Source organism: Blautia sp. MSJ-36, from assembly GCF_018917985.1.
In the GTDB taxonomy this organism is placed as follows: domain Bacteria; phylum Bacillota; class Clostridia; order Lachnospirales; family Lachnospiraceae; genus Blautia_A.
Genome location: NZ_JAHLPQ010000001.1, coordinates 382,793 through 401,942 on the forward strand (window position 1 = coordinate 382,793; position 19,150 = coordinate 401,942).

Consider the following 19,150-nt stretch of genomic DNA (forward strand, 5'->3'; position numbering starts at 1 on the left):
ATGATCCGGATCACACAGTTGAAGCTTCCCATCACCCATACAGAAGAGCAGCTTCACAGAAAAATAGCGAAAACACTTCGTCTTGGAAATCAGCCGTTCACCTATGAGATCCGAAAACAGTCTCTGGATGCCCGGCATAAAGAAGACAAAAAATTTGTCTATACCGTAGATATTAAACTGGATAACGAATCCCGCATCCTCAAAAAGGTTCACGATAAAAATATTATGTTAACCTCAGAGAAAAAATATCATTTTCCTGCACCTGGTTCTGAAACTCTGTCCCACCGACCGGTAGTCATCGGAAGCGGACCGGCCGGATTATTCTGCGCCTGGTATCTGGCAAAAGCCGGATACTGTCCATTGGTACTGGAACGGGGAGAAGAAGCAGACAAACGTCAGGAAACCGTGGAAAACTTCTGGAAAAACGGCATCCTGGACCCGAATTCCAATGTACAGTTCGGAGAGGGCGGTGCGGGAACTTTTTCCGACGGAAAGCTGAATACTCTGGTAAAAGATACCTACGGAAGAGGAAAAGAAGTCCTTTCCAGATTTGTGGAAGCAGGGGCTCCATCTGAAATCCTTTACCAGCAGAAACCTCATCTTGGTACGGATCAGCTTGTGGGAATCGTTCAGTTTATGCGCCATCAGATTGAAGAAATGGGCGGAGAATTCCGTTTCCGTTCTACAGTGACCGATCTGGTGATCCGTGACCAGAAGCTTATGGCAGTCGTTGTCAATGAAAAAGAAGAAATACCGGCAGAAATCTGCGTTCTTGCTCCCGGTCACAGTGCCAGAGATACTTTTGCCATGCTGAATAAACACAATCTTTCCATGGAGCCAAAATCTTTTGCAGTAGGAGTACGCGTGGAACATCCCCAGACCATGATCAATCAGGATCTTTACGGAGAACCGGAAAATGACCGTTTGGGTGCAGCCAGCTACAAGGTTACCCATACACTGGAAAACGGACGTGGCGTTTATTCCTTCTGCATGTGTCCTGGGGGCTATGTGGTAAACGCATCATCTGAGGAAGGCATGTTGGCAGTAAATGGTATGAGTTATCAGGCACGTGACAGCCGTAACGCCAACAGCGCTATCATCGTTACCGTAAATCCTTCCGATTTTCCGGAGGAAGGAGTTCTCGGCGGGATCGCTCTGCAGCGAAAACTGGAGCGTGCAGCCTGGGAAGCCGGAAATGGAAAAGTTCCGGTACAGCTTTTTAAAGATTACTGCGCTCATCAGAAAAGTACCGAACTTGGAGATGTAACCCCCTGTATCAAAGGAGCCTATACACTCACCGATGTCCGCAGCATTTTCCCGAAAGAGATCGGCGATTCCATTGAAGCCGGAATTCGTGCTTTTGGAAAAAAACTTTCCGGTTTTGACCGTCCGGATGCATTGCTGGAAGGAGTGGAAAGCCGTACTTCTTCTCCTGTCCGGATCGTGCGGGAACCAAAAAAACTCACTTCTAATATAGAAGGAATCTACCCCTGCGGGGAGGGTGCCGGTTACGCCGGAGGCATCACATCCGCAGCAATGGACGGAATTAAAGTGGCAGAAGCAGTAGCTTCCGTTTATGCCTTGCCTATAAACAAAATGTGAAAAAAGTGGAAATTTCCGGGATAGAGTGTACATCCCTGCTTTTTTATGCTAAAATAACTTCTGCAATTTTGCATACCCTTCTTCGAGAGCGAAAAGGGAAATCATATGAAAGATACTATAATGGAAATGCCAGATTATCAGCGCCCGTATGAAAAATGCCTGCGGGAGGGAGAACAGTCTTTAAGCGATCGAGAGCTTCTTGCCGTGATCCTGCGCTGTGGCGTACAGGGATTAAGTTCTCTGGCACTGGCAGATAAAATCCTTAATTTATCGGAACAGACAGGGCATTCGGGACTTCTTGGACTGTTTCATGCTTCTGTACCGGAACTGATGAAGATCCATGGGATCGGCAAGGTAAAAGCCATACAACTGAAATGCATCGGGGAGCTTTCCAAACGTATGGCCACCGCCGCTGCGAAACCGGAACTGTCTTTTCAGCATCCTGTCACGATTGCAAAATATTATATGGAACAGCTTCGTCACGAAGAACAGGAATTATTGTACTGTATGATGTTGGACGGACACAATCATCTCACAGGAGAACATCTTTTGAGTCGTGGCACTGCTAACGCCACGCTGATCACGCCAAGAGAAGTTTTTGTAGAAGCAGTAAAATATCATGCAGTCAATCTCATTCTTGTGCACAACCATCCAGGCGGAGACCCGTCCCCAAGCCAGGCAGATCTGGAAGTTACCAGCAGAATTTATCAGTCTGGAGAACTTCTCGGGATCCATCTTCTGGATCATATCATTATCGGTGATCACAGGTATATCAGTTTCCGTGAAAAAGGGATTTTTGATGAGTACACTAAGTGAAGGGGCAGATTTATGCTTTTTAGAAATAATTACGGAGTAGACCTGGGGAGCAGCTCTGTAAAAGTCTATTCATTTTTCAGAAATAAAAGCTACATAGAAAAAAATATGGTAGCCTACAGAGGCCGGCGCATTCTGGCAGTCGGAAACGAAGCCTATGAAATGTTTGAAAAAGCACCTGCAGATATTTCTGTGGATTCACCTATGGCTTTTGGAATGCTTGCCAATCTGGAATTGCAGGAAATTGTGCTTTACAGTATGATGAAAAAAATTGATCATACTTCCGGTCTTGGTGCAGATATGTATTTTGCTGTACCCCTTGATATGACCGCAATTGAAAAACGTGCTTATTATCACCTGGTTAATGGACACTGGCTTCGAAAAAACAGAGTTTTTATGGTGGAATCTCCCATTGCTGATGCTGTAGCCATGGGAATTGATCTTGAAAAAGAAGAAGGCAGCATGGTTGTTAATATTGGTGCACAGAGTACTGAGTTTTCGATTATAACAGGTGGAAAAATTATTATCAGCCGGAAAATTCCTGTGGGCGGCAGACAGATGAATGAATCCATCTGCAGTGAGATCCGTAAACATTATAATCTTCAGATCGGAACGCGTACAGCAAAGCGTCTGAAAATCGTTATGGGAAGACTCAATGACCAGAAAAAAGAAGCCCGGAAGGTGGTAGGAATTGACAGTGTCTCCGGACTTCCAAGAGAAGAAGTCGTTTCCGCTTATGTGGTGAACCTGGGAATTACCAATTGTGTAAATCAGATTGCCGCAGAAATGAAAACATTTCTGGAACGTACACCACCTCAGATTACCTATCATATAGCAAAAGAAGGCATTTATCTGACCGGTGGAAGCACACGGCTTCCGTATATTGACAACTATCTGGCTAGCTATACGGGATTTGCTTTTAATCTTTCTGACTTATATGAAACTTCTGCTGTACATGGTCTGGAAAAAATTATTCGTGACAGAGAACTGCGTAGATGGGCGCAGCCTGTAAAGCAGAAAAAACTGTAAAGGGGCATATGTAATGAAAAACATTCGAAAAAAAGTGCGTTTTCATTTTAACTTAAAAAGCAAACATCTTCTGGTAATTATGACACTTTTCTGTGGCAGCTGTATTGTGGCCACCGCAGCTTCCGGAACTTCTTCTGCACCTTTGCAGAATGTGGCAGGTTTTCTGGTTGTTCCTTTTGAAAAAGGAATTTCCGGTGTCAGCAATATGTTCGGAAATGTAAAAAACAGTCTCCGTGACAAACAGGATGTGCTTCAGGAAAATGAAGATCTCAAAAATCAGATTAACAGTCTTACAGAACAGAACAACATTCTGATTCAGGACCAGACAGAACTTACCCGTCTGAAAGAACTTTATAATCTGGATCAGGAATATACCGATTATCCCAAAGTAGCAGCCCGGATTATCTCCAAAGATCCAGGTAACTGGTATGACACTTTTATGATCAACAGAGGCAGTAACGATGGAATCCGTGTTGATAATAATGTGATCGCCGGTAAGGGTCTTGTCGGAATTGTTACAGAAGTTGGTCCTTCCTGGGCAACCGTCCGTTCCATCATAGATGACAGCAGTAATGTCAGTGCAATGGCAGTCAGTACTTCTGACAACTGTGTTGTTACCGGTGATCTGGAACTGATTGATGAGGGAAAACTGAGTTTTGAACAGCTCTATGACCAGGATAACAAAGTAACCGTAGGGGAACGTATCGTTACTTCAAATATCAGTGAAAAATACGTAGAAGGACTGTTTATCGGTTATGTCAGCGAAATCCAGCAGGATCCCAATAACCTGACAAAAACAGGCACAATTGTTACACCGGTTGATTTCGGCCATCTGAAAGATGTATTTGTCATTACCGTCAATAAACAGGACGCAATAGACAAATCGGAGGATGCGTCCAATGAAAAATAAAATTGTTTTATTTATCACCATTGTTGTCTGTTTTCTTCTTCAATGCACGGTAATGGATTATATTTCCATTGGTTCCATTACTCCAAACCTGCCTTTGATTCTCTGTGTATCCATGGGACTGATGCGTGGAAGAAAAGCCGGACTGTGGACAGGATTTTTTTCCGGTCTTTTTATTGATCTTTTCTATGGATCATTGTTTGGATTTTACGCACTGATCTATATGTACGTAGGATTTGTCAGTGGATATGCATTCCGCAGTTTTTATGATGATGATCTGAAAGTTCCTCTTTTTCTTGTGGCAGGAACGGATCTTCTTTATAATTTGGCAGTGTACGGCCTGCAGTTCCTTCTCAGGGGACGGCTTGGCTTCTGGACCTATATCTACCGGATCATCATCCCCGAGATTGTTTACACCGTGTTTCTCACGATCATTGTATATCGGATATTTTACTGGATCAACTACCACTTGATGGATACTGTAAGGAAAGAAAGTGAGTCTATTTGGGAATTAAAATAAAAAAAATCATCAAAAAAATTCGTTTGAAACGTACCACAGTTCTTGTGATTGTATTTGTTTTCCTTTCTTCTGTTCTTGTACGACAGCTTTTCAGTCTGCAGATCATACAGGGGGAAGATTATATCAGCAAATTTCAGACACGTACCACAAAAACACGAGTAATCAAAAGTACCCGTGGAAATATTTACGACCGCAACGGCACGGTTGTCGCTTCCAATGTTCTTGCCTATTCGGTTACTTTTGAGGACAGCGGCACCTACAACAGCACCCGTGAAAAGAATCTGACACTGAATGGTATTGCATACCAGGTACTGCAGATTCTTTCCAAAAACGGCGACAGTTTATCTGATAACTTCCACATTACCGTCAATGACCATGGTGATTATGCCTTTGATGTGGATGAGGGATTTACATTAAACCGTTTCCGCGCGGATGTCTATGGAGAAGCACAGATTGACAATTTAAGTGATGAACAGAAAAATGCAACTGCGGCACAGATGATGGATTATCTTACCGGAAGTAATGGCTTTTCCATTGTTCTTTACGGAAAAGATGCCTATACCAGCGAAGAACTGGCGGCACATTCTCTTCCTGAGGAGCTTACCAAGCAGGAAATTCTTGAAATTGCAATTATGCGATATCAGTTAAATACCAACAGCTTCAAAAAATATATGCCGGTAACCATTGCTACCAATGTCAGTGAAAAATCTGTGGCCGCTATAAGAGAAAACCAGTCCGCACTTCAGGGGATTGATATTGTAGAAGATTCCACAAGGAAATATGTGGAAGATGAGAGTATGGCTCCGATTCTCGGCTATACCGGACAGGCTTCTTCTGAAGAACTGGAAAATCTTCGAAAAGATAATCCGGATTATTCCAATGATGCCATTGTCGGAAAAGCCGGAATTGAGCAGTATATGGAACTGGATCTTCAGGGAAAAGATGGCGAAGAGACTGTCACAGTTGACAATCTTGGTAAGGTTCTGGATATTGATAATTCCAAAACAGTTGATCCAGTAGCCGGAAATGATGTATATCTGACTATTGATTCTGACTGGCAGAGAAGCATCTATCAAATTCTGGAACAGCGTGTTGCGGGAATTGTTCTCTCCAAACTGACACCGGACAAAAGTTTTGATTATGAAGCTGAAAAAGACGCAAGTAAAATTACAATTCCAATTTATGATGTATACAATGCGCTGATCGCCAACAGTGTCATTGATATCAATAAATTCAATAAGGAAGATGCGTCTGATACAGAAAAAAATTTATATGCCAAATTTCAGCAAAAACAGCAACAGGTTTTTGATACAATAAGTAACAGGCTGACAGGCGAAAATCCTCCGGCTTATAAAGATGAAGATACACAGATGCAGGAATATCTCACCTATATTTGTGATGATCTTCTTACAAACACTCTTAAAGTGCTGAAAAGTGATTCCATTGATACCTCAGATGAAACTTACAAAGCATGGAAGAACGGACAGAGCATCAGTCTGAAAGACTATCTGAACTATGCCGCAAGCCAGAACTGGATTGATATTTCCCAGATTTCAACTTCAGGAGAATATCTGGATTCCGAAGAAATTTATCAGGCCCTGACAGATTATATTATCAACTACCTGAAAACAGATACCGGATTTTCCAAACTGTTGTATAAATATATGCTTCAGGAAGATACCATCAGCGGAGAAGAGCTTTGTCTTGTATTATATGAACAGGGCGTTCTTTCCAAAGAAGACGAGCTGTATCAGACAATGGTTTCCGGAGGCCTGGATGCGTATACATTTATGTATCGCAAAATTGCCAGCCTTGAGATCACTCCTGCACAGCTTGCTCTTGCTCCTTGTTCTGCCTCCGCGGTAATTACAGATACCACTACCGGAGATGTTCTTGCCTGCGTATCCTATCCAGGATATGATAACAACCGACTGACAAACAACATGGATACCGATTATTATGCCAAACTTTCCACCGATCTTTCCAGTCCGTTCTTTAATAAGGCAACACAGCAGAAAACAGCTCCAGGTTCCACACTCAAACTTCTGTCTACCATTGCTGGCATGTCGGAAGGTGTGGTTGACGATGGTACTTATATCGAATGTACAGGAAGTTTTGACCTTGTGACACCTCCGATCAATTGCTGGAATAAGAAGGGCCATGGTTCTCTGGACATCCGGGAAGCTATCGAACAGTCCTGTAACGTATTTTTTACTACGATTGGTTTCGAACTTGGAAAAGATTCCGAAGGTAATTTTTCCGAAGCCAGAAGCCTTGGAATGCTTCAGAAATATGCTTCTCTCATTGGACTTGATAAGAAAACAGGCATAGAGATTTCCGAGGCTTCTCCTCAGATCTCCGATAAAAATGCTGTTCCTTCCTACATTGGACAGGGTACCAATATGTTTACAACCAGTCAGCTGGCAAGATATGCTACAACCATTGCTACTTCCGGAACCATTTACAAACTTTCTCTTCTGAATCGTGTAACAGATTCCAAGGGAACACTCATAAAAGAATATCCTTCTGAAACAGAAGGCCAGCTGGACATTTCCAGCAATATCTGGGATGATATTCATGATGGTATGTACCGTGTAGTGCAGACCCATGAGCAGTTTAACGGACTTGGCGTGGAAGTAGCCGGAAAAACCGGTACTGCCGAGATTGACTACTACCATCCGAACAATGCACTTTTCATTGGATATGCTCCGGTTTCCGAGCCCAAATATGCTATTTCCGTTCGAATCGCAAACGGATACGCATCCGGTAATGCCTGCCTTGCAGCCAATGATATTTTTAAATACATTTTCGGACTTGCAGATGAAAGCACCATTCTCACTGGCTATGCAGCAAGCGACACCAGTAATGTATCGAATGACTAAACAAACTTTATGAGGATACCAGAAGTGTGGAACATTTTAGTGGGAGGAATCAGAAAATATGAGTGAGGTCATTGTCATTACATCCGGAAAAGGCGGTGTTGGGAAAACCACCACTGTAGCAAATATCGGAACCGGGTTGGCTGCCATGGGGAAACGGGTTGCTGTTGTGGATACAGATATCGGACTCCGAAATCTGGACGTTGTTATGGGACTTGAAAACCGTATTGTTTATAACCTGGTAGATGTCATTAATGGAAGCTGCCGTCTGAAACAAGCTCTGATCCGTGACAGACGGCATCAAGATCTGTATCTTCTGCCATCTGCACAGACAAAGGACAAGACTGCGGTATCACCGGAACAGATGATCAAACTTACGGACGATCTCAGAGAGGAATTTGATTATGTTCTTTTGGACTGTCCGGCAGGGATTGAACAGGGATTTAAAAATGCGGTAGCGGGGGCAGACCGTGCCCTTGTAGTAACAACCCCAGAGGTTTCTGCAATCCGCGATGCAGACCGTATCATAGGTTTGCTGGAATCAGGAGGAATTCGGGATATCCAACTGATTATCAACCGACTGAGGCCTGAAATGATCGCAAAAGGAGACATGATGTCTGTAGAAGATGTCCTGGAAATCCTTGCTGTAGATCTGATCGGTGCTATTCTTGATGATGAACAGATTGTAATTTCCACAAATCAGGGAGAGCCACTTTCTGGAAGAAATTCACAGGCAGAAGAGGAATACCGGAATATCTGTCGGCGTCTTATTGGAGAAGATGTTCCATATACCACCATCCGGCGAAAAACCAGTGTATTCCAACGGCTTGGCAGTATTTTTCGAAAATAAATAAACGCTGTCAGATATCTCTCATCACAGAAGGAGGAATAAATATGCGGTTTTTCTCCGAAAAAAAACGCTCCGCAGGTTATGCCCGTGACCGAATGAAACTTCTTCTTGTATCGGAACGCATAGACTGCTCTCCACAGATGATGAAACTTTTGCGGAATGACCTCATACATACCGTAAAAAAATACGTTGTAATTGATGAAACGAGGGTGACCATACAGATTTCACAGGAACCACCTGTTCTGCATGCTGTCATACCTGTACTTAAGAAAAGGGATGCATAATTTATGATTAAACAGTATAAGCTGCGGTTTTACAACTTTCGTCTGGTAGTTTTTCTCCTGGCGATCAGCTTTATTGGAATCCATCTTGTAGGAACAGCTGCCGATTATCTCCGCACCCGTCAGCTTCTGGGTGTAATTATTGGAGTGGTCTTTATGCTGACGCTTTCGCTGATGGACTACTCCTGGCTGCTGAATTTTCAATGGATCATGTATGGTTTTAACATTGTAATGCTTCTGGCGGTCCGTTTCTTCGGATCAAGTGCCAACGGTGCTGCAAGATGGGTGGATTTGGGCTTTATTCGATTTCAGCCAACAGAGTTATCCAAAATCATCATTATCCTGTTTTTTGCAAAATTTTTCATGGATCATGAAGATGATCTGAACACATTGAAAACTCTGGTGCAGTCAGCAGTTCTTCTGGTAATTCCGTTAATGCTGATCTACGTACAGCCAGATATGAAAAATACAATTACGGTAGTAATTCTGTTCTGTATTCTGATCTACATTGCAGGACTCAGTTACAAAATTATCGGAGGAGCGGCTTTGATTGCAATTCCTCTTGCAATTATTTTTCTGTCCATTGTTGTACAGCCAGATCAGAAACTGATTCAGGATTATCAGAGAAACCGTATTATGTCGTTCCTGTATCCGGAGAACGAAGAATATGCGGATGATATTGAACAGCAGAATAACTCTAAAACAGCAATTGCCTCCGGAGAACTTGTAGGGCGTGCTTTCAGCAATGATACAAGTGTTACTTCCGTAAATGATGGAAACTTTGTTTCTGAGAATCAGACAGACTTTATCTTTGCGGTGGCAGGAGAGCAGTATGGATTTATTGGCTGTACTCTGATCGTAGTGCTGCTGTTTCTGATCACTTTTGAATGTATCCGGATGAGCCTGCGGGCTAAGGATCTTGCCGGAAAGATTATATGCTGTGGAGTGGGAAGCATTGTTTCCATACAGAGTTTTATCAATATCTGTGTTGCTACCGGTCTTGCGCCTAATACCGGTACTCCATTGCCTTTTGTAAGTTATGGCCTTACCTCTCTGATCAGTCTGTTCATTGGTATGGGACTCGTTCTTAATGTAGGACTTCAGAGCAGTGCATATAATAAAGAATTACAAAAGAAAGAGCAGAAAAAGGATGCCTACTTTCGGAAAGAGGAATATTTATGACACGTAAAGAACCTGTGAAAAGCAGTGCACGTCCGGATAATACTTCCAGACGTCAGACTTCCGGAACCAAACATACAAATTCTGTCGGAAACGGCAAAACAGTTGCCTCTTCTAAAACTGTATCCACAAAGCGAAAAACGCAGGCAGCCAGAATGAAACGGATGCGCCGCAAAAAGATCCGCAATACCGTTCTTCTGCTTCTTCTGCTGGTCGTCCTGTGTGGAGCAGGGGGATTTGGAGTCTACATGTTAAAAGGCGGGAATTTTTCCACCCCGGTTAATTCTTTCAACGCCTTTTCCGAATTTGATAATACACTGGTCTCAAAAGAGGAACAGAGAGCAGAGGGCTTTGCTCAGAATCTCTGCGTTGTTACCAAGGATGTTCCTCTGGACTCGTTCAGTCTGGATGATAACCAGTCCGGTGTTCTTTTGAACCTCAGTGACAAAAAGGTCCTCTATGCAAAAGGTGCCTACAATAAAGTATATCCAGCCAGTATCACAAAGATCATGACCGCAATGCTGGCTCTAAAATACGGCAATATGGATGATACCGTCACGATCTCCCAGGAAAATGTCACGCTGGAATCCGGGTCACAGGTGGCAGGTTTTATGGAAGGCGATCAGGTCACCATGGACCAGCTGCTTCACTGCCTTCTGGTCTATTCCGCCAATGATGCAGCTTCTGCCATTGCAGAACATGTAGGCGGTACCACAGATAAATTTGTGGAAATGATGAACAGTTTTGCTGCTGAGCTTGGATGCACAGGAACTCATTTTACCAATCCTCATGGCCTTCAGGACGAAAATCATTATACAACGCCTTATGATATCTATCTGATGTTAAAAGAGGCGCTGAATTATCCGGAATTTACAGACATCACGCAGATGTCATCCTATACAGTTACCTACAAACATTCGGATGGCTCAGATGCAAGTACTACCTTAACCGCTACTGACCATTACCTTACCGGTGAGGCCACAACACCGAAGGATGTTACCATCCTCGGTGGAAAAACAGGAACAACGGATAAAGCAGGAAACTGTCTGGCTCTTTTAAGCCAGAATGCTTACGGAAAGCCTTTTATTTCCATTGTTATGGGAGCATCTTCCAAAGATGTTCTGTATCAGGAAATGACATCATTGCTTCAGAATATCAACTGACAGAAAATCATTACATTATAAGGAGGACAAGGCAATGATCATTACAATTGACAGACAATGTGGATGTGGCGGACACCGGGTAGGTGTTCTGCTGGCAGAAAAGCTGGGACTGGAGCTTTATGACAAAAAGAAGCTTCTGGAAGAATCAAAAAAAATTGGGAAATTCGAGGAAAACAGTGATTTCTTTGATGAAAAATCAGTAAACAGCCTGTTATATTCCATCGCAATGAATTATGGTGAAAGAAATCCAATGACGAATTCCTTCAGCCTGGTACGGGAGCTTACCAAAGGAAAATCTGTTGTTATGATCGGACGATGTGCCAATATCATATATCAGGATATGCCAGATGTCACCACTGTTTATCTCCATGCAGATATGGAACATCGGGTACATCGTATTATGGAGCGTGACCATGTTTCTGAAAAAGAAGCACGAAAGCAGATCCGGGAAACAGACAAAAAAAGAGAGCAGTTCCATAAATCCTGCACCAATACCTCATGGAGTGATTCGAACCAGTATCAGCTGTCTATTGATACCGGTCTTGTGGGCATCGAACAATCTGCTCAGCTGATCATTGATTACATTAATTTGAAGAAAAAAAGTATCTGAACCAGACAATAAGATTCATCTGTCAGGCAGATAAAAAAACAGGTACGCTGTGAGTTGGTCAAACCTGCTCATGAAGCGTACCTGTTTTTTATTTATGCATGTGTTTTCTGAAGATCAGTAGACTTCTACGGTATCATCTCCGGTATCTCCGGAACTACTGTCATCCAGTTCCGAATCAGAATTGTCACCGGTATCCGTACCATCATCAACAACATCACCAGTATCATTATCGGATATATCACCAGTATCTCCTGTATCATCTCCCTGTGAAGTATCTGGATCAGAAGTGTCATTAACGTTCCCGTCATCAGGAGTATATCCCTGATCGTAATTTCCGTCGTCTCCGGTATCTGGATCACCGGTATCTGTGTTATCATCGGAATCATCCGATCCACTGTAATAACTGTCTTCCGTATAGATTGGAAAATCAGCACTGTCAGAATCTGCATCTACGGATCCCTGTGAAGTTGAGTCAGGAACGGGCTCCGCTGCGTTGTTATCCGGAATTGCCGTAAGATGAGAAATGTTTCCATCTTTGGGGACCACAATATAAATCCCAAGCATTACAATACATAATGCCATGGCAAGTCCGGCGATCTTCATTTCTTCCATATGTTTCATAGACGTCAGTCTCCCTGTCATTTTTTTGTATTATAGCACAGAACCAGTCGTATTTGTAAACCTGTTGTTGTTTTTCATGAAATTTATTTTTGGGCAGTGTAGACACATTTTCCCTTCGTGTTTATAATAAACAATAAGATTGATTTCCATGTAGCCATCGAGTATTTTACACAGAAAGGCAGGATATTTCATGAGTAACTGTATCACCACTTATACGGGAAAACATTTTGATCCCACACAACCTGAAAAAGAACGGATCTGCATAGATGATATCGCACATGCCCTTTCTCTTTTATGCCGCGGAAATGGCCATGTAAAGACCTTTTTTTCCGTAGGACAGCATTGTATCCTCTGTGCAAAGGAAGCCATGGCCCGTGGCTTGCCAAGACGTCTTGCACTGGCAGCTCTTCTTCATGATGCCAGTGAATGCTATATGTCTGATGTTCCCAGACCGTTTAAAAAAAGCCTTCCCGAATATCAGCGACAGGAAGAAAAGCTTCTTTGCATCATATATGAAAAATATCTGGGCACCGGACTTTCTGCCAAAGAGGAGCAACAGCTGAAAAACATTGATAATAATCTTCTCTGGTATGATCTGAAATTTCTTCTCAACGAAGAACCGCCGCAGCCCAAACCATCGGTCTGTGTTCCCATAGATTATACAGTCCGTCCTTTCCAGGAAGTGGAAGACGAATATCGGATGTTATTTAAGCAATTGCGGGCGGATATTCACAATTCAGATTTACTTGATCATGATTGAAAGAAGAAGTATGTATGGAACGATTGATTTTTCATGTTGATGTAAACAGCGCCTTCCTTTCCTGGGAAGCTACCCGAAGAGTAAAGCAGGGGCTTCCGGATCTCCGTGAAATCCCTTCCTGCATTGGTGGAGATCCCAGAAAACGGACCGGCATCGTAGTTGCCAAATCCATCCCTGCAAAAAAATACGGGATCCAGACAGGAGAACCAATGGCTATGGCCTTTCGTAAATGCCCGGAACTGATATCCGTTCCGGCAGATTTTGAGCTTTATGATAAATATTCAAGGTCTTTCAAAAGTATCTGTGCATCCTATGCCCCTGTGATGGAATCCTTTTCCATTGATGAGGTATTTCTGGATATGACTGGCACCTCCTATATTTACCCGGATCCGATTGTAACTGCCCATGAGCTGAAAGATAAGATACGGACCGAACTGGGATTCACTGTAAATATCGGCATCTCTGTCAATAAACTGCTGGCAAAAATGGCCTCAGATTTTGAAAAGCCGGATAAAGTACACACCCTGTTCCCGGAAGAGATCCCTGTAAAAATGTGGCCACTTCCCGTAAGAGATCTTCTTTTCCTTGGAAAATCCTCTGAAAAGAAGCTTAAGGAGGCGGGTATACGAACCATCGGTGATCTTGCCCATGAGAAAAAGCCCAAGATCCAGGCACTTCTGGGTGAAAAAGCAGGACAGCAGTTATACCGGTACGCCCGCGGTCTGGATGACTCCCCGGTAAAAATGAAACCAGATGAAGCTAAGGGATTCAGTCTGGAAACAACCTTTAATGATGATCTGGTATCCATGGAGCAGGCGCTTCCGATCCTTCTGGAACAATGCGATGTCCTTGCTGCTCGTATGCGCCGCAAAAAGAAAAAATGTACCTGCATCTCTGTAACCTTTCGAACGCTGGATTTCCAGAACAGATCACACCAGATGAAACTGAAAAACGCCACAGACATCACCGACGAAATTTATTTCCACGCCCGAAAGCTTTTTGAAGAATCCTGGAGAGGACAGCCGCTGCGTCTTCTGGGGGTATCACTTACCGGACTTACCGACGACTCCTTTGAACAATTATCATTCTTTGAAGATACCAGGGAAAAAGAACGCCGCCAGAAACTGGATGCCGCTCTGGATTCCATCCGTCTGAAATACGGAAACGACAAGGTAACCCGGGCCAGTATCATGAACAGTACTGCACGGATCGGCAGAAAAGCAAAAGCACAGATGGAAAATGAGAGAGAACAGTAATATTTAATGAAAATTTACCAGAATTTTCAAAAAACCTCTTGCATTTTTATTCAAAACGCACTATAATTTGAAACATATCAATAGCAATTTTATTCAAAATTATTATATGTGTCTAAGGAGGAAAACAGGATGGTTGAACTGATCGTAGGAAAGAAAGGCAAAGGAAAAACAAAAGTACTGTTAGACAAAGTAAACGGAGCTGTTAAGGACGCCAACGGCAGCATTGTTTACTTAGACAAGAGCACCAAACACATGTATGAGCTGAACAACAAGGTCCGCCTCATCGACGTTTCCGGATTTCCGGTTAAGAATGCGGACGAATTCGTAGGATTTATCTGTGGTATCCTCTCTCAGGATCACGATCTGGAGCAGGTATATCTGGACAGCTTCCTTACAACAGCCAAACTTGAAGGAAAGGATGCAACCGGAACACTGGATCAGTTAAGTGCCATCGGTGAAACCTTCAAAGTTTCCTTTATTATCAGTATGTCTCTGGATAAAGAAGAAGTTCCGGCAGCATATCAGGATAAGATTATCTGCGCATTATAATAAAATTGAATATGAACGTCCTATTTTATACATAACGCATAAAAGAACGTAAATTTGAAAGGAATCTGTCGCAGGGCAGATTCCTTTTTGCTGCATGAATTCCTTAACATGTTACATTCCGTCCAAAAAAGCATTGACATTACAACCGTTATAAGGTTTAAATTATATCCGGGAGGTTATCTGACCGGTAATATTGCCATCCAGCTAATACCTTAAGCCGATCAGACAAAAGAGAATCATGGAAAAAAATCTAACAACCGGAAATATCTTTAAAACCATCGTGTATTTTGCCCTGCCATACCTGTTATCTTATTTTCTTCAGACTCTTTATGGAATGGCAGATCTTTTTATCATCGGACAGTTTAACCATGTTGATGCCATCACTGCTGTATCAAACGGAAGTCAGGTCATGCATATGTTAACCGTCATTATTGTAGGACTGGCCATGGGTGCAACCGTTACCATCAGCCGGGCTATCGGCGCGGACAAGAAACTGGACGCAGCCAGAGCCATCGGAAATACTGTCACCTTATTCATGGCCGTTTCCGTCCTTTTTACAATCCTGCTTCTTCTCCTTGTAAGACCCATTGTGGTACTGATCGGCATCCCGGCAGAAGCAGTAGCAGGTACCACACAGTATCTTATCATCTGTTTTATCGGAATTCCTTTTATTACTACCTATAACATAATCAGTTCCATATTCCGTGGCATTGGCGATTCCAAAACGCCCATGTATTTTGTTGCCATTGCCTGTGCTGCCAATATTGTACTGGATTATATTTTCATCGGATTTTTCCATATGGGACCATCCGGAGCAGCCCTTGGAACCACACTTGCACAGACGCTCAGTGTGATCATTGCCCTGATATCCATCCGCCACAGAGAGACCGGAATCCATCTTACCGGAAAAGATTTCCGCCCGGACCCCCGTGTGATGGCGCAGATCCTGAAGATTGGAATCCCGGTAGCGGTTCAGGACGGATGTATCCAGGTTGCTTTTATTGTGATCACAGTCATTGCCAATCACAGAGGTTTAAATGACGCAGCTGCTGTAGGAATCGTTGAAAAAGTGATCAGCGCTGTATTCCTGGTTCCGTCTTCTATGCTGGCCGCAGTCTCCGCCCTGGCTGCCCAGAATATCGGTGCTGGAAAACATGACCGTGCAGCAAAAACGCTCCAGTACAGCATCCTGATCACAAGCGTTTACGGAATTATCATCTCCCTGATCGTTCAGTTTACCGCACCACATATCCTTCAGGCATTTACCAGTGATGACACGGTCGTACTTCTTGGTACCCAGTATATCCATTCCTATATCTGGGACTGTATTTTTGCAGGCATCCATTTCAGCTTTACCGGATACTTCTGTGCATATGGAAAATCCTATATTGGTTTTATCCACAATATTATTGCCATTATCCTGGTCCGTATCCCGGGATCTTATCTGGCTTCCAGATATTTTCCCAATACATTGTTCCCTATGGGAATGGCGGCACCGGCAGGTTCCCTGCTTTCAGTCCTGATCTGCCTGATAGCCTATTTCTGGCTGAAACACCATTCCGGCCTCGGCCTTGTATCTGAAGGAGAGTCCAATGGAAGATAAAAAATTATTTCTTATCGGAGAAGTCGCCAAAATGTTCCACATCAGTATGGGAACCCTCCGACACTATGAACAGGCTGGTCTGTTAACCCCTGAATATACGGACCCTGACACCGGATACCGCTATTATGGCACCAGACAGTTTGAGCTTCTCAATACCATACGTTATCTCAGAGTTTTGGATTTTCCTCTCGCTCAGATCAAAGCTTTTCTGGATAACCGGGATACCGAAGTGATCGAAGAAAAACTGGTACACCAGAAAGAAGTAATCGCAAGAAAGCAAAAAGAACTGGAGCTGATCTCCCGAAAGATCGACCATCGCCTGGAACAGCTCCGGGATGCTATGAATTCCGAACTAGATGTGATCCGGACTGTTGAAATTCCTGAAAGCCGAGTTGTCTGGCTCCGGGATTCCCTCCATCCGAAAACTTATCTGGATCTTGAAAATTCCATCCGGAAGCTGGTAGAAAATCAGAAGGAATCTCTGGTTTTTATGGGAAAGATCGGAATCGGGATCTCCAGAGAACAGCTTTTAAAAAGATCTTTTCAGGATTACGACCGGATCTTTCTTCTTTTGGATCAGGAAGACCGTTATGACGGAGAAACGGAAACTTTTCCCAGACAGACCTGCGTAACCATCCGCTTCTGCGGAAGCCACAGGGAAGCACCGACTTATTACCAGAAACTCCTTGCATATATTGAAGAGAAAAATCTCTCCATCACCGGATTTTCCCGAGAAACCACGTTGATCGATTATGGACTCACAAACAATACCGACAAATTTGTCACGGAAATCCAGATTCCGGTAAATATCTGAAATTTATGCCTTCTCATGGAGTGCTTATTTAAGCTTCCAGTGAGGAGGCTTTGTTTATTCTTCATTTCTGTGGTATACTGAATGGCAGAATAAACACACAGGAGCGTTTCATATGAATCATTTACTGGAAAAAATCAAACAGAAAAATGCATCCGCATTTACCCACAGCGGGAAATTTCACGCAGACGATGTTTTTTCCGCTGCATTGCTTTTATATCTGAATCCTGAAATCACCATTACACGTGGAAATACGGTTCCGGACGATTATGAAGGTCTTGTTTTTGATATCGGAAGAGGGCAGTATGACCATCACCAGAAAGACAGCCGTATCCGTGATAATGGCGTTCCATACGCAGCATTCGGCCTTCTCTGGGAAAAACTGGGATCTGAAATCCTCGGGGAGGAACTGGCACAGAACTTTGACGAATCTTTTGTCCAGCCGCTGGATATCAATGACAATACAGGCGAAAAAAACGAGCTTGCCACACTGATCGGCAATTTTAATCCTGGATGGGATTCCAAAAGCAGCAACGACGAGGCCTTTTTCCAGGCAGTCAATGTCGCTGGCATGATCCTGGAAAACAAGTTCGAGCGTTACCTTGGAAACGAACGTGCAGACAGAAGAGTAGAAGAAGTCCTTGCAAAACATAACGCTGCCCTCGCTTCCGGAGACACTCCTGCTGAGAACACCAATATCCTGGTACTTCCGGAATTCATTCCCTGCCAGAAGCGTCTTTCTGAAACCAATATCGCTTTTGTGATCTTTCCGTCCAACCGAGGCGGCTACTGTATCCAGCCACAGAAAAAAGAATATTCCATGAATTATAAATGCAGTTTTCCTTCTTCCTGGCTGGGTCTGGAGGGAGCGGAATTGGCTTCGGTAACCGGTCTTGAAAGTGCGATCTTCTGCCACAAAGGCGGTTTTCTCATGACATGCGGAACCCTTGAGGATTCCATTCTCGCCTGCCGGAGCAGTCTTGCCGCGTTTCATGAAGAAGCTGTGATCGTGAGCCTTGGTGGAAATGAAGAGACAGACATGCTGCTTCAGAATCTTCCGGATCTTTCTTCTGCCAGGATCGTGCATCTGCCGGTTCCTCAGCTTCCGGAATTAACATTAAACGGGATCTATGGAGAGCTTTCCATGGAAAAAACAGAATGGAAAAGCCATATAAAAATCCAGATGAAGGAAATCCTCAGATATAAGCCGGAAGCAGTTTTTGCGGACAATGCCATGTTTTCTCTGTACCCACTCGTCCATGCACTGCGAAAAAAACATATCCCAATCCTTACCGTGGTAGAAAAAGATGGACAGAAACTTCTGGTACGGATTCCCTCCGGTTCTTAAAGTCCGCCAGGCGGATATTCGCAACTCGCAGGGGACTCTTTGATTCGGTTACATGTATAATATTATCTGCAGATATATTCATGTTGCATATTCATACAGAAAGAAGGCATATTTATGCGAGAAGAAAAATTTAAAATGGAAAGACAGGGGCTGATCCAGGTAGGAGATAAGGTAAAAATCTCCGAATTTCTCTCTGCCACAAACTACAGCTACATCATCGAACCTGCCGTAGCCATGTCCGGCTGCTACAGAAACGCAGACCGCATCAAATCCAAAGAGGGGATCATCAAAAGCATTGAACATACACCACGTGGCTTTATCGTTACCGCGGAGTTTGATGAATAAACATTCTGTTGATCGGATATCTGT

General features: G+C 43.4%; 19 protein-coding genes. 18 read left to right on the plus strand and 1 reads right to left on the minus strand.

Translation table 11 applies throughout. The annotated features are described in order from the left end of the window. From KQI39_RS01745 to KQI39_RS01795, 11 genes are all read left to right on the plus strand, one after another. Positions 1-1,602, plus strand: coding sequence for an NAD(P)/FAD-dependent oxidoreductase (locus tag KQI39_RS01745; protein WP_216415985.1), 1,602 nt, complete (start codon positions 1-3; stop codon positions 1,600-1,602). A gap of 105 nt (positions 1,603-1,707) precedes the next feature. After that, positions 1,708-2,418 (plus strand): RadC family protein, encoded by a 711-nt coding sequence (gene radC / locus KQI39_RS01750; RefSeq protein ID WP_216415988.1) that lies wholly within the window; start codon positions 1,708-1,710, stop codon positions 2,416-2,418. 12 nt (positions 2,419-2,430) lie between these two features. Continuing rightward, a complete protein-coding gene (locus KQI39_RS01755) occupies positions 2,431-3,444 on the plus strand; it encodes a rod shape-determining protein (RefSeq protein WP_216415990.1) in 1,014 nt (337 codons plus the stop codon). A gap of 13 nt (positions 3,445-3,457) precedes the next feature. After that, the gene (mreC, locus tag KQI39_RS01760) at positions 3,458-4,354 is read left to right on the plus strand and encodes a rod shape-determining protein MreC (protein WP_216415992.1); all 897 of its coding nucleotides are present in this window, start codon (positions 3,458-3,460) and stop codon (positions 4,352-4,354) included. Beyond that, the gene (mreD, locus tag KQI39_RS01765; RefSeq protein ID WP_216416000.1) at positions 4,344-4,871 is read left to right on the plus strand and encodes a rod shape-determining protein MreD; all 528 of its coding nucleotides are present in this window, start codon (positions 4,344-4,346) and stop codon (positions 4,869-4,871) included. The genes mreC and mreD overlap by 11 nt, the downstream gene beginning before the upstream one ends. Beyond that, on the plus strand, positions 4,856-7,753 hold the full coding sequence (locus tag KQI39_RS01770) for a penicillin-binding transpeptidase domain-containing protein (protein WP_216416002.1): 2,898 nt from the start codon (positions 4,856-4,858) through the stop codon (positions 7,751-7,753). The genes mreD and KQI39_RS01770 overlap by 16 nt, the downstream gene beginning before the upstream one ends. A 58-nt stretch (positions 7,754-7,811) precedes the next feature. Next, a complete protein-coding gene (gene minD / locus KQI39_RS01775; protein WP_216416004.1) occupies positions 7,812-8,600 on the plus strand; it encodes a septum site-determining protein MinD in 789 nt (262 codons plus the stop codon). A 44-nt stretch (positions 8,601-8,644) separates the two neighbouring features. Beyond that, the gene (gene minE / locus KQI39_RS17820) at positions 8,645-8,884 is read left to right on the plus strand and encodes a cell division topological specificity factor MinE (protein ID WP_021978008.1); all 240 of its coding nucleotides are present in this window, start codon (positions 8,645-8,647) and stop codon (positions 8,882-8,884) included. Between the two features lie 3 nt (positions 8,885-8,887). Next, complete coding sequence (locus KQI39_RS01785) at positions 8,888-10,063, plus strand: FtsW/RodA/SpoVE family cell cycle protein (RefSeq protein ID WP_216416006.1); 1,176 nt, start codon at positions 8,888-8,890, stop codon at positions 10,061-10,063. After that, entirely contained in the window at positions 10,060-11,223 is a 1,164-nt protein-coding gene (locus KQI39_RS01790) for a D-alanyl-D-alanine carboxypeptidase family protein (protein WP_216416008.1), read from the plus strand. Before KQI39_RS01785 ends, KQI39_RS01790 begins: the two co-directional genes overlap by 4 nt. Before the next feature lie 34 nt (positions 11,224-11,257). After that, positions 11,258-11,833, plus strand: a complete 576-nt coding sequence (locus KQI39_RS01795) for a cytidylate kinase-like family protein (RefSeq protein WP_216416010.1) — start codon at positions 11,258-11,260, stop codon at positions 11,831-11,833. A 114-nt stretch (positions 11,834-11,947) separates the two neighbouring features. Here KQI39_RS01795 and KQI39_RS01800 read toward each other — a convergent pair whose 3' ends face one another. Then, entirely contained in the window at positions 11,948-12,454 is a 507-nt protein-coding gene (locus tag KQI39_RS01800) for a hypothetical protein (protein WP_118070015.1), read from the minus strand. Between the two features lie 190 nt (positions 12,455-12,644). Here KQI39_RS01800 and KQI39_RS01805 point away from each other — a divergent pair, with 190 nt between their 5' ends. The 7 genes from KQI39_RS01805 to KQI39_RS01835 all read left to right on the plus strand — a co-directional run bounded on the left by KQI39_RS01805 (position 12,645) and on the right by KQI39_RS01835 (position 19,126). Beyond that, entirely contained in the window at positions 12,645-13,214 is a 570-nt protein-coding gene (locus tag KQI39_RS01805) for a hypothetical protein (protein WP_216416012.1), read from the plus strand. 14 nt (positions 13,215-13,228) lie between these two features. Continuing rightward, on the plus strand, positions 13,229-14,470 hold the full coding sequence (locus tag KQI39_RS01810) for a Y-family DNA polymerase (RefSeq protein WP_021978014.1): 1,242 nt from the start codon (positions 13,229-13,231) through the stop codon (positions 14,468-14,470). A gap of 129 nt (positions 14,471-14,599) precedes the next feature. Beyond that, complete coding sequence (locus KQI39_RS01815; protein ID WP_118070021.1) at positions 14,600-15,019, plus strand: twitching motility protein PilT; 420 nt, start codon at positions 14,600-14,602, stop codon at positions 15,017-15,019. A gap of 238 nt (positions 15,020-15,257) precedes the next feature. After that, positions 15,258-16,622, plus strand: a complete 1,365-nt coding sequence (locus KQI39_RS01820; protein ID WP_216416014.1) for an MATE family efflux transporter — start codon at positions 15,258-15,260, stop codon at positions 16,620-16,622. Then, positions 16,612-17,436 carry a MerR family transcriptional regulator gene (locus KQI39_RS01825; protein WP_216416016.1) on the plus strand — a complete coding sequence of 275 codons (825 nt, stop codon included), beginning with the start codon at positions 16,612-16,614 and terminating at the stop codon, positions 17,434-17,436. Before KQI39_RS01820 ends, KQI39_RS01825 begins: the two co-directional genes overlap by 11 nt. A gap of 112 nt (positions 17,437-17,548) precedes the next feature. Continuing rightward, positions 17,549-18,781 carry an MYG1 family protein gene (locus KQI39_RS01830; protein ID WP_148446924.1) on the plus strand — a complete coding sequence of 411 codons (1,233 nt, stop codon included), beginning with the start codon at positions 17,549-17,551 and terminating at the stop codon, positions 18,779-18,781. A 114-nt stretch (positions 18,782-18,895) separates the two neighbouring features. After that, positions 18,896-19,126, plus strand: coding sequence for a hypothetical protein (locus tag KQI39_RS01835; protein ID WP_021978019.1), 231 nt, complete (start codon positions 18,896-18,898; stop codon positions 19,124-19,126). Positions 19,127-19,150: the final 24 nt, after the last annotated feature.

Coding starts and splice junctions, on each gene's coding strand:
- minD (WP_216416004.1), top strand. CDS start 7,812: ATGAGTGAGGTCATTGTCATTACATCCGGAAAAGGCGGTGTTGGGAAA.
- KQI39_RS01795 (WP_216416010.1), top strand. CDS start 11,258: ATGATCATTACAATTGACAGACAATGTGGATGTGGCGGACACCGGGTA.
- KQI39_RS01800 (WP_118070015.1), bottom strand. CDS start 12,454: ATGAAACATATGGAAGAAATGAAGATCGCCGGACTTGCCATGGCATTA.
- mreC (WP_216415992.1), top strand. CDS start 3,458: ATGAAAAACATTCGAAAAAAAGTGCGTTTTCATTTTAACTTAAAAAGC.
- minE (WP_021978008.1), top strand. CDS start 8,645: ATGCGGTTTTTCTCCGAAAAAAAACGCTCCGCAGGTTATGCCCGTGAC.
- KQI39_RS01815 (WP_118070021.1), top strand. CDS start 14,600: ATGGTTGAACTGATCGTAGGAAAGAAAGGCAAAGGAAAAACAAAAGTA.
- mreD (WP_216416000.1), top strand. CDS start 4,344: ATGAAAAATAAAATTGTTTTATTTATCACCATTGTTGTCTGTTTTCTT.
- KQI39_RS01810 (WP_021978014.1), top strand. CDS start 13,229: ATGGAACGATTGATTTTTCATGTTGATGTAAACAGCGCCTTCCTTTCC.
- KQI39_RS01745 (WP_216415985.1), top strand. CDS start 1: ATGATCCGGATCACACAGTTGAAGCTTCCCATCACCCATACAGAAGAG.
- KQI39_RS01790 (WP_216416008.1), top strand. CDS start 10,060: ATGACACGTAAAGAACCTGTGAAAAGCAGTGCACGTCCGGATAATACT.
- KQI39_RS01805 (WP_216416012.1), top strand. CDS start 12,645: ATGAGTAACTGTATCACCACTTATACGGGAAAACATTTTGATCCCACA.
- KQI39_RS01835 (WP_021978019.1), top strand. CDS start 18,896: ATGCGAGAAGAAAAATTTAAAATGGAAAGACAGGGGCTGATCCAGGTA.
- KQI39_RS01755 (WP_216415990.1), top strand. CDS start 2,431: ATGCTTTTTAGAAATAATTACGGAGTAGACCTGGGGAGCAGCTCTGTA.
- KQI39_RS01820 (WP_216416014.1), top strand. CDS start 15,258: ATGGAAAAAAATCTAACAACCGGAAATATCTTTAAAACCATCGTGTAT.
- radC (WP_216415988.1), top strand. CDS start 1,708: ATGAAAGATACTATAATGGAAATGCCAGATTATCAGCGCCCGTATGAA.
- KQI39_RS01785 (WP_216416006.1), top strand. CDS start 8,888: ATGATTAAACAGTATAAGCTGCGGTTTTACAACTTTCGTCTGGTAGTT.
- KQI39_RS01830 (WP_148446924.1), top strand. CDS start 17,549: ATGAATCATTTACTGGAAAAAATCAAACAGAAAAATGCATCCGCATTT.
- KQI39_RS01825 (WP_216416016.1), top strand. CDS start 16,612: ATGGAAGATAAAAAATTATTTCTTATCGGAGAAGTCGCCAAAATGTTC.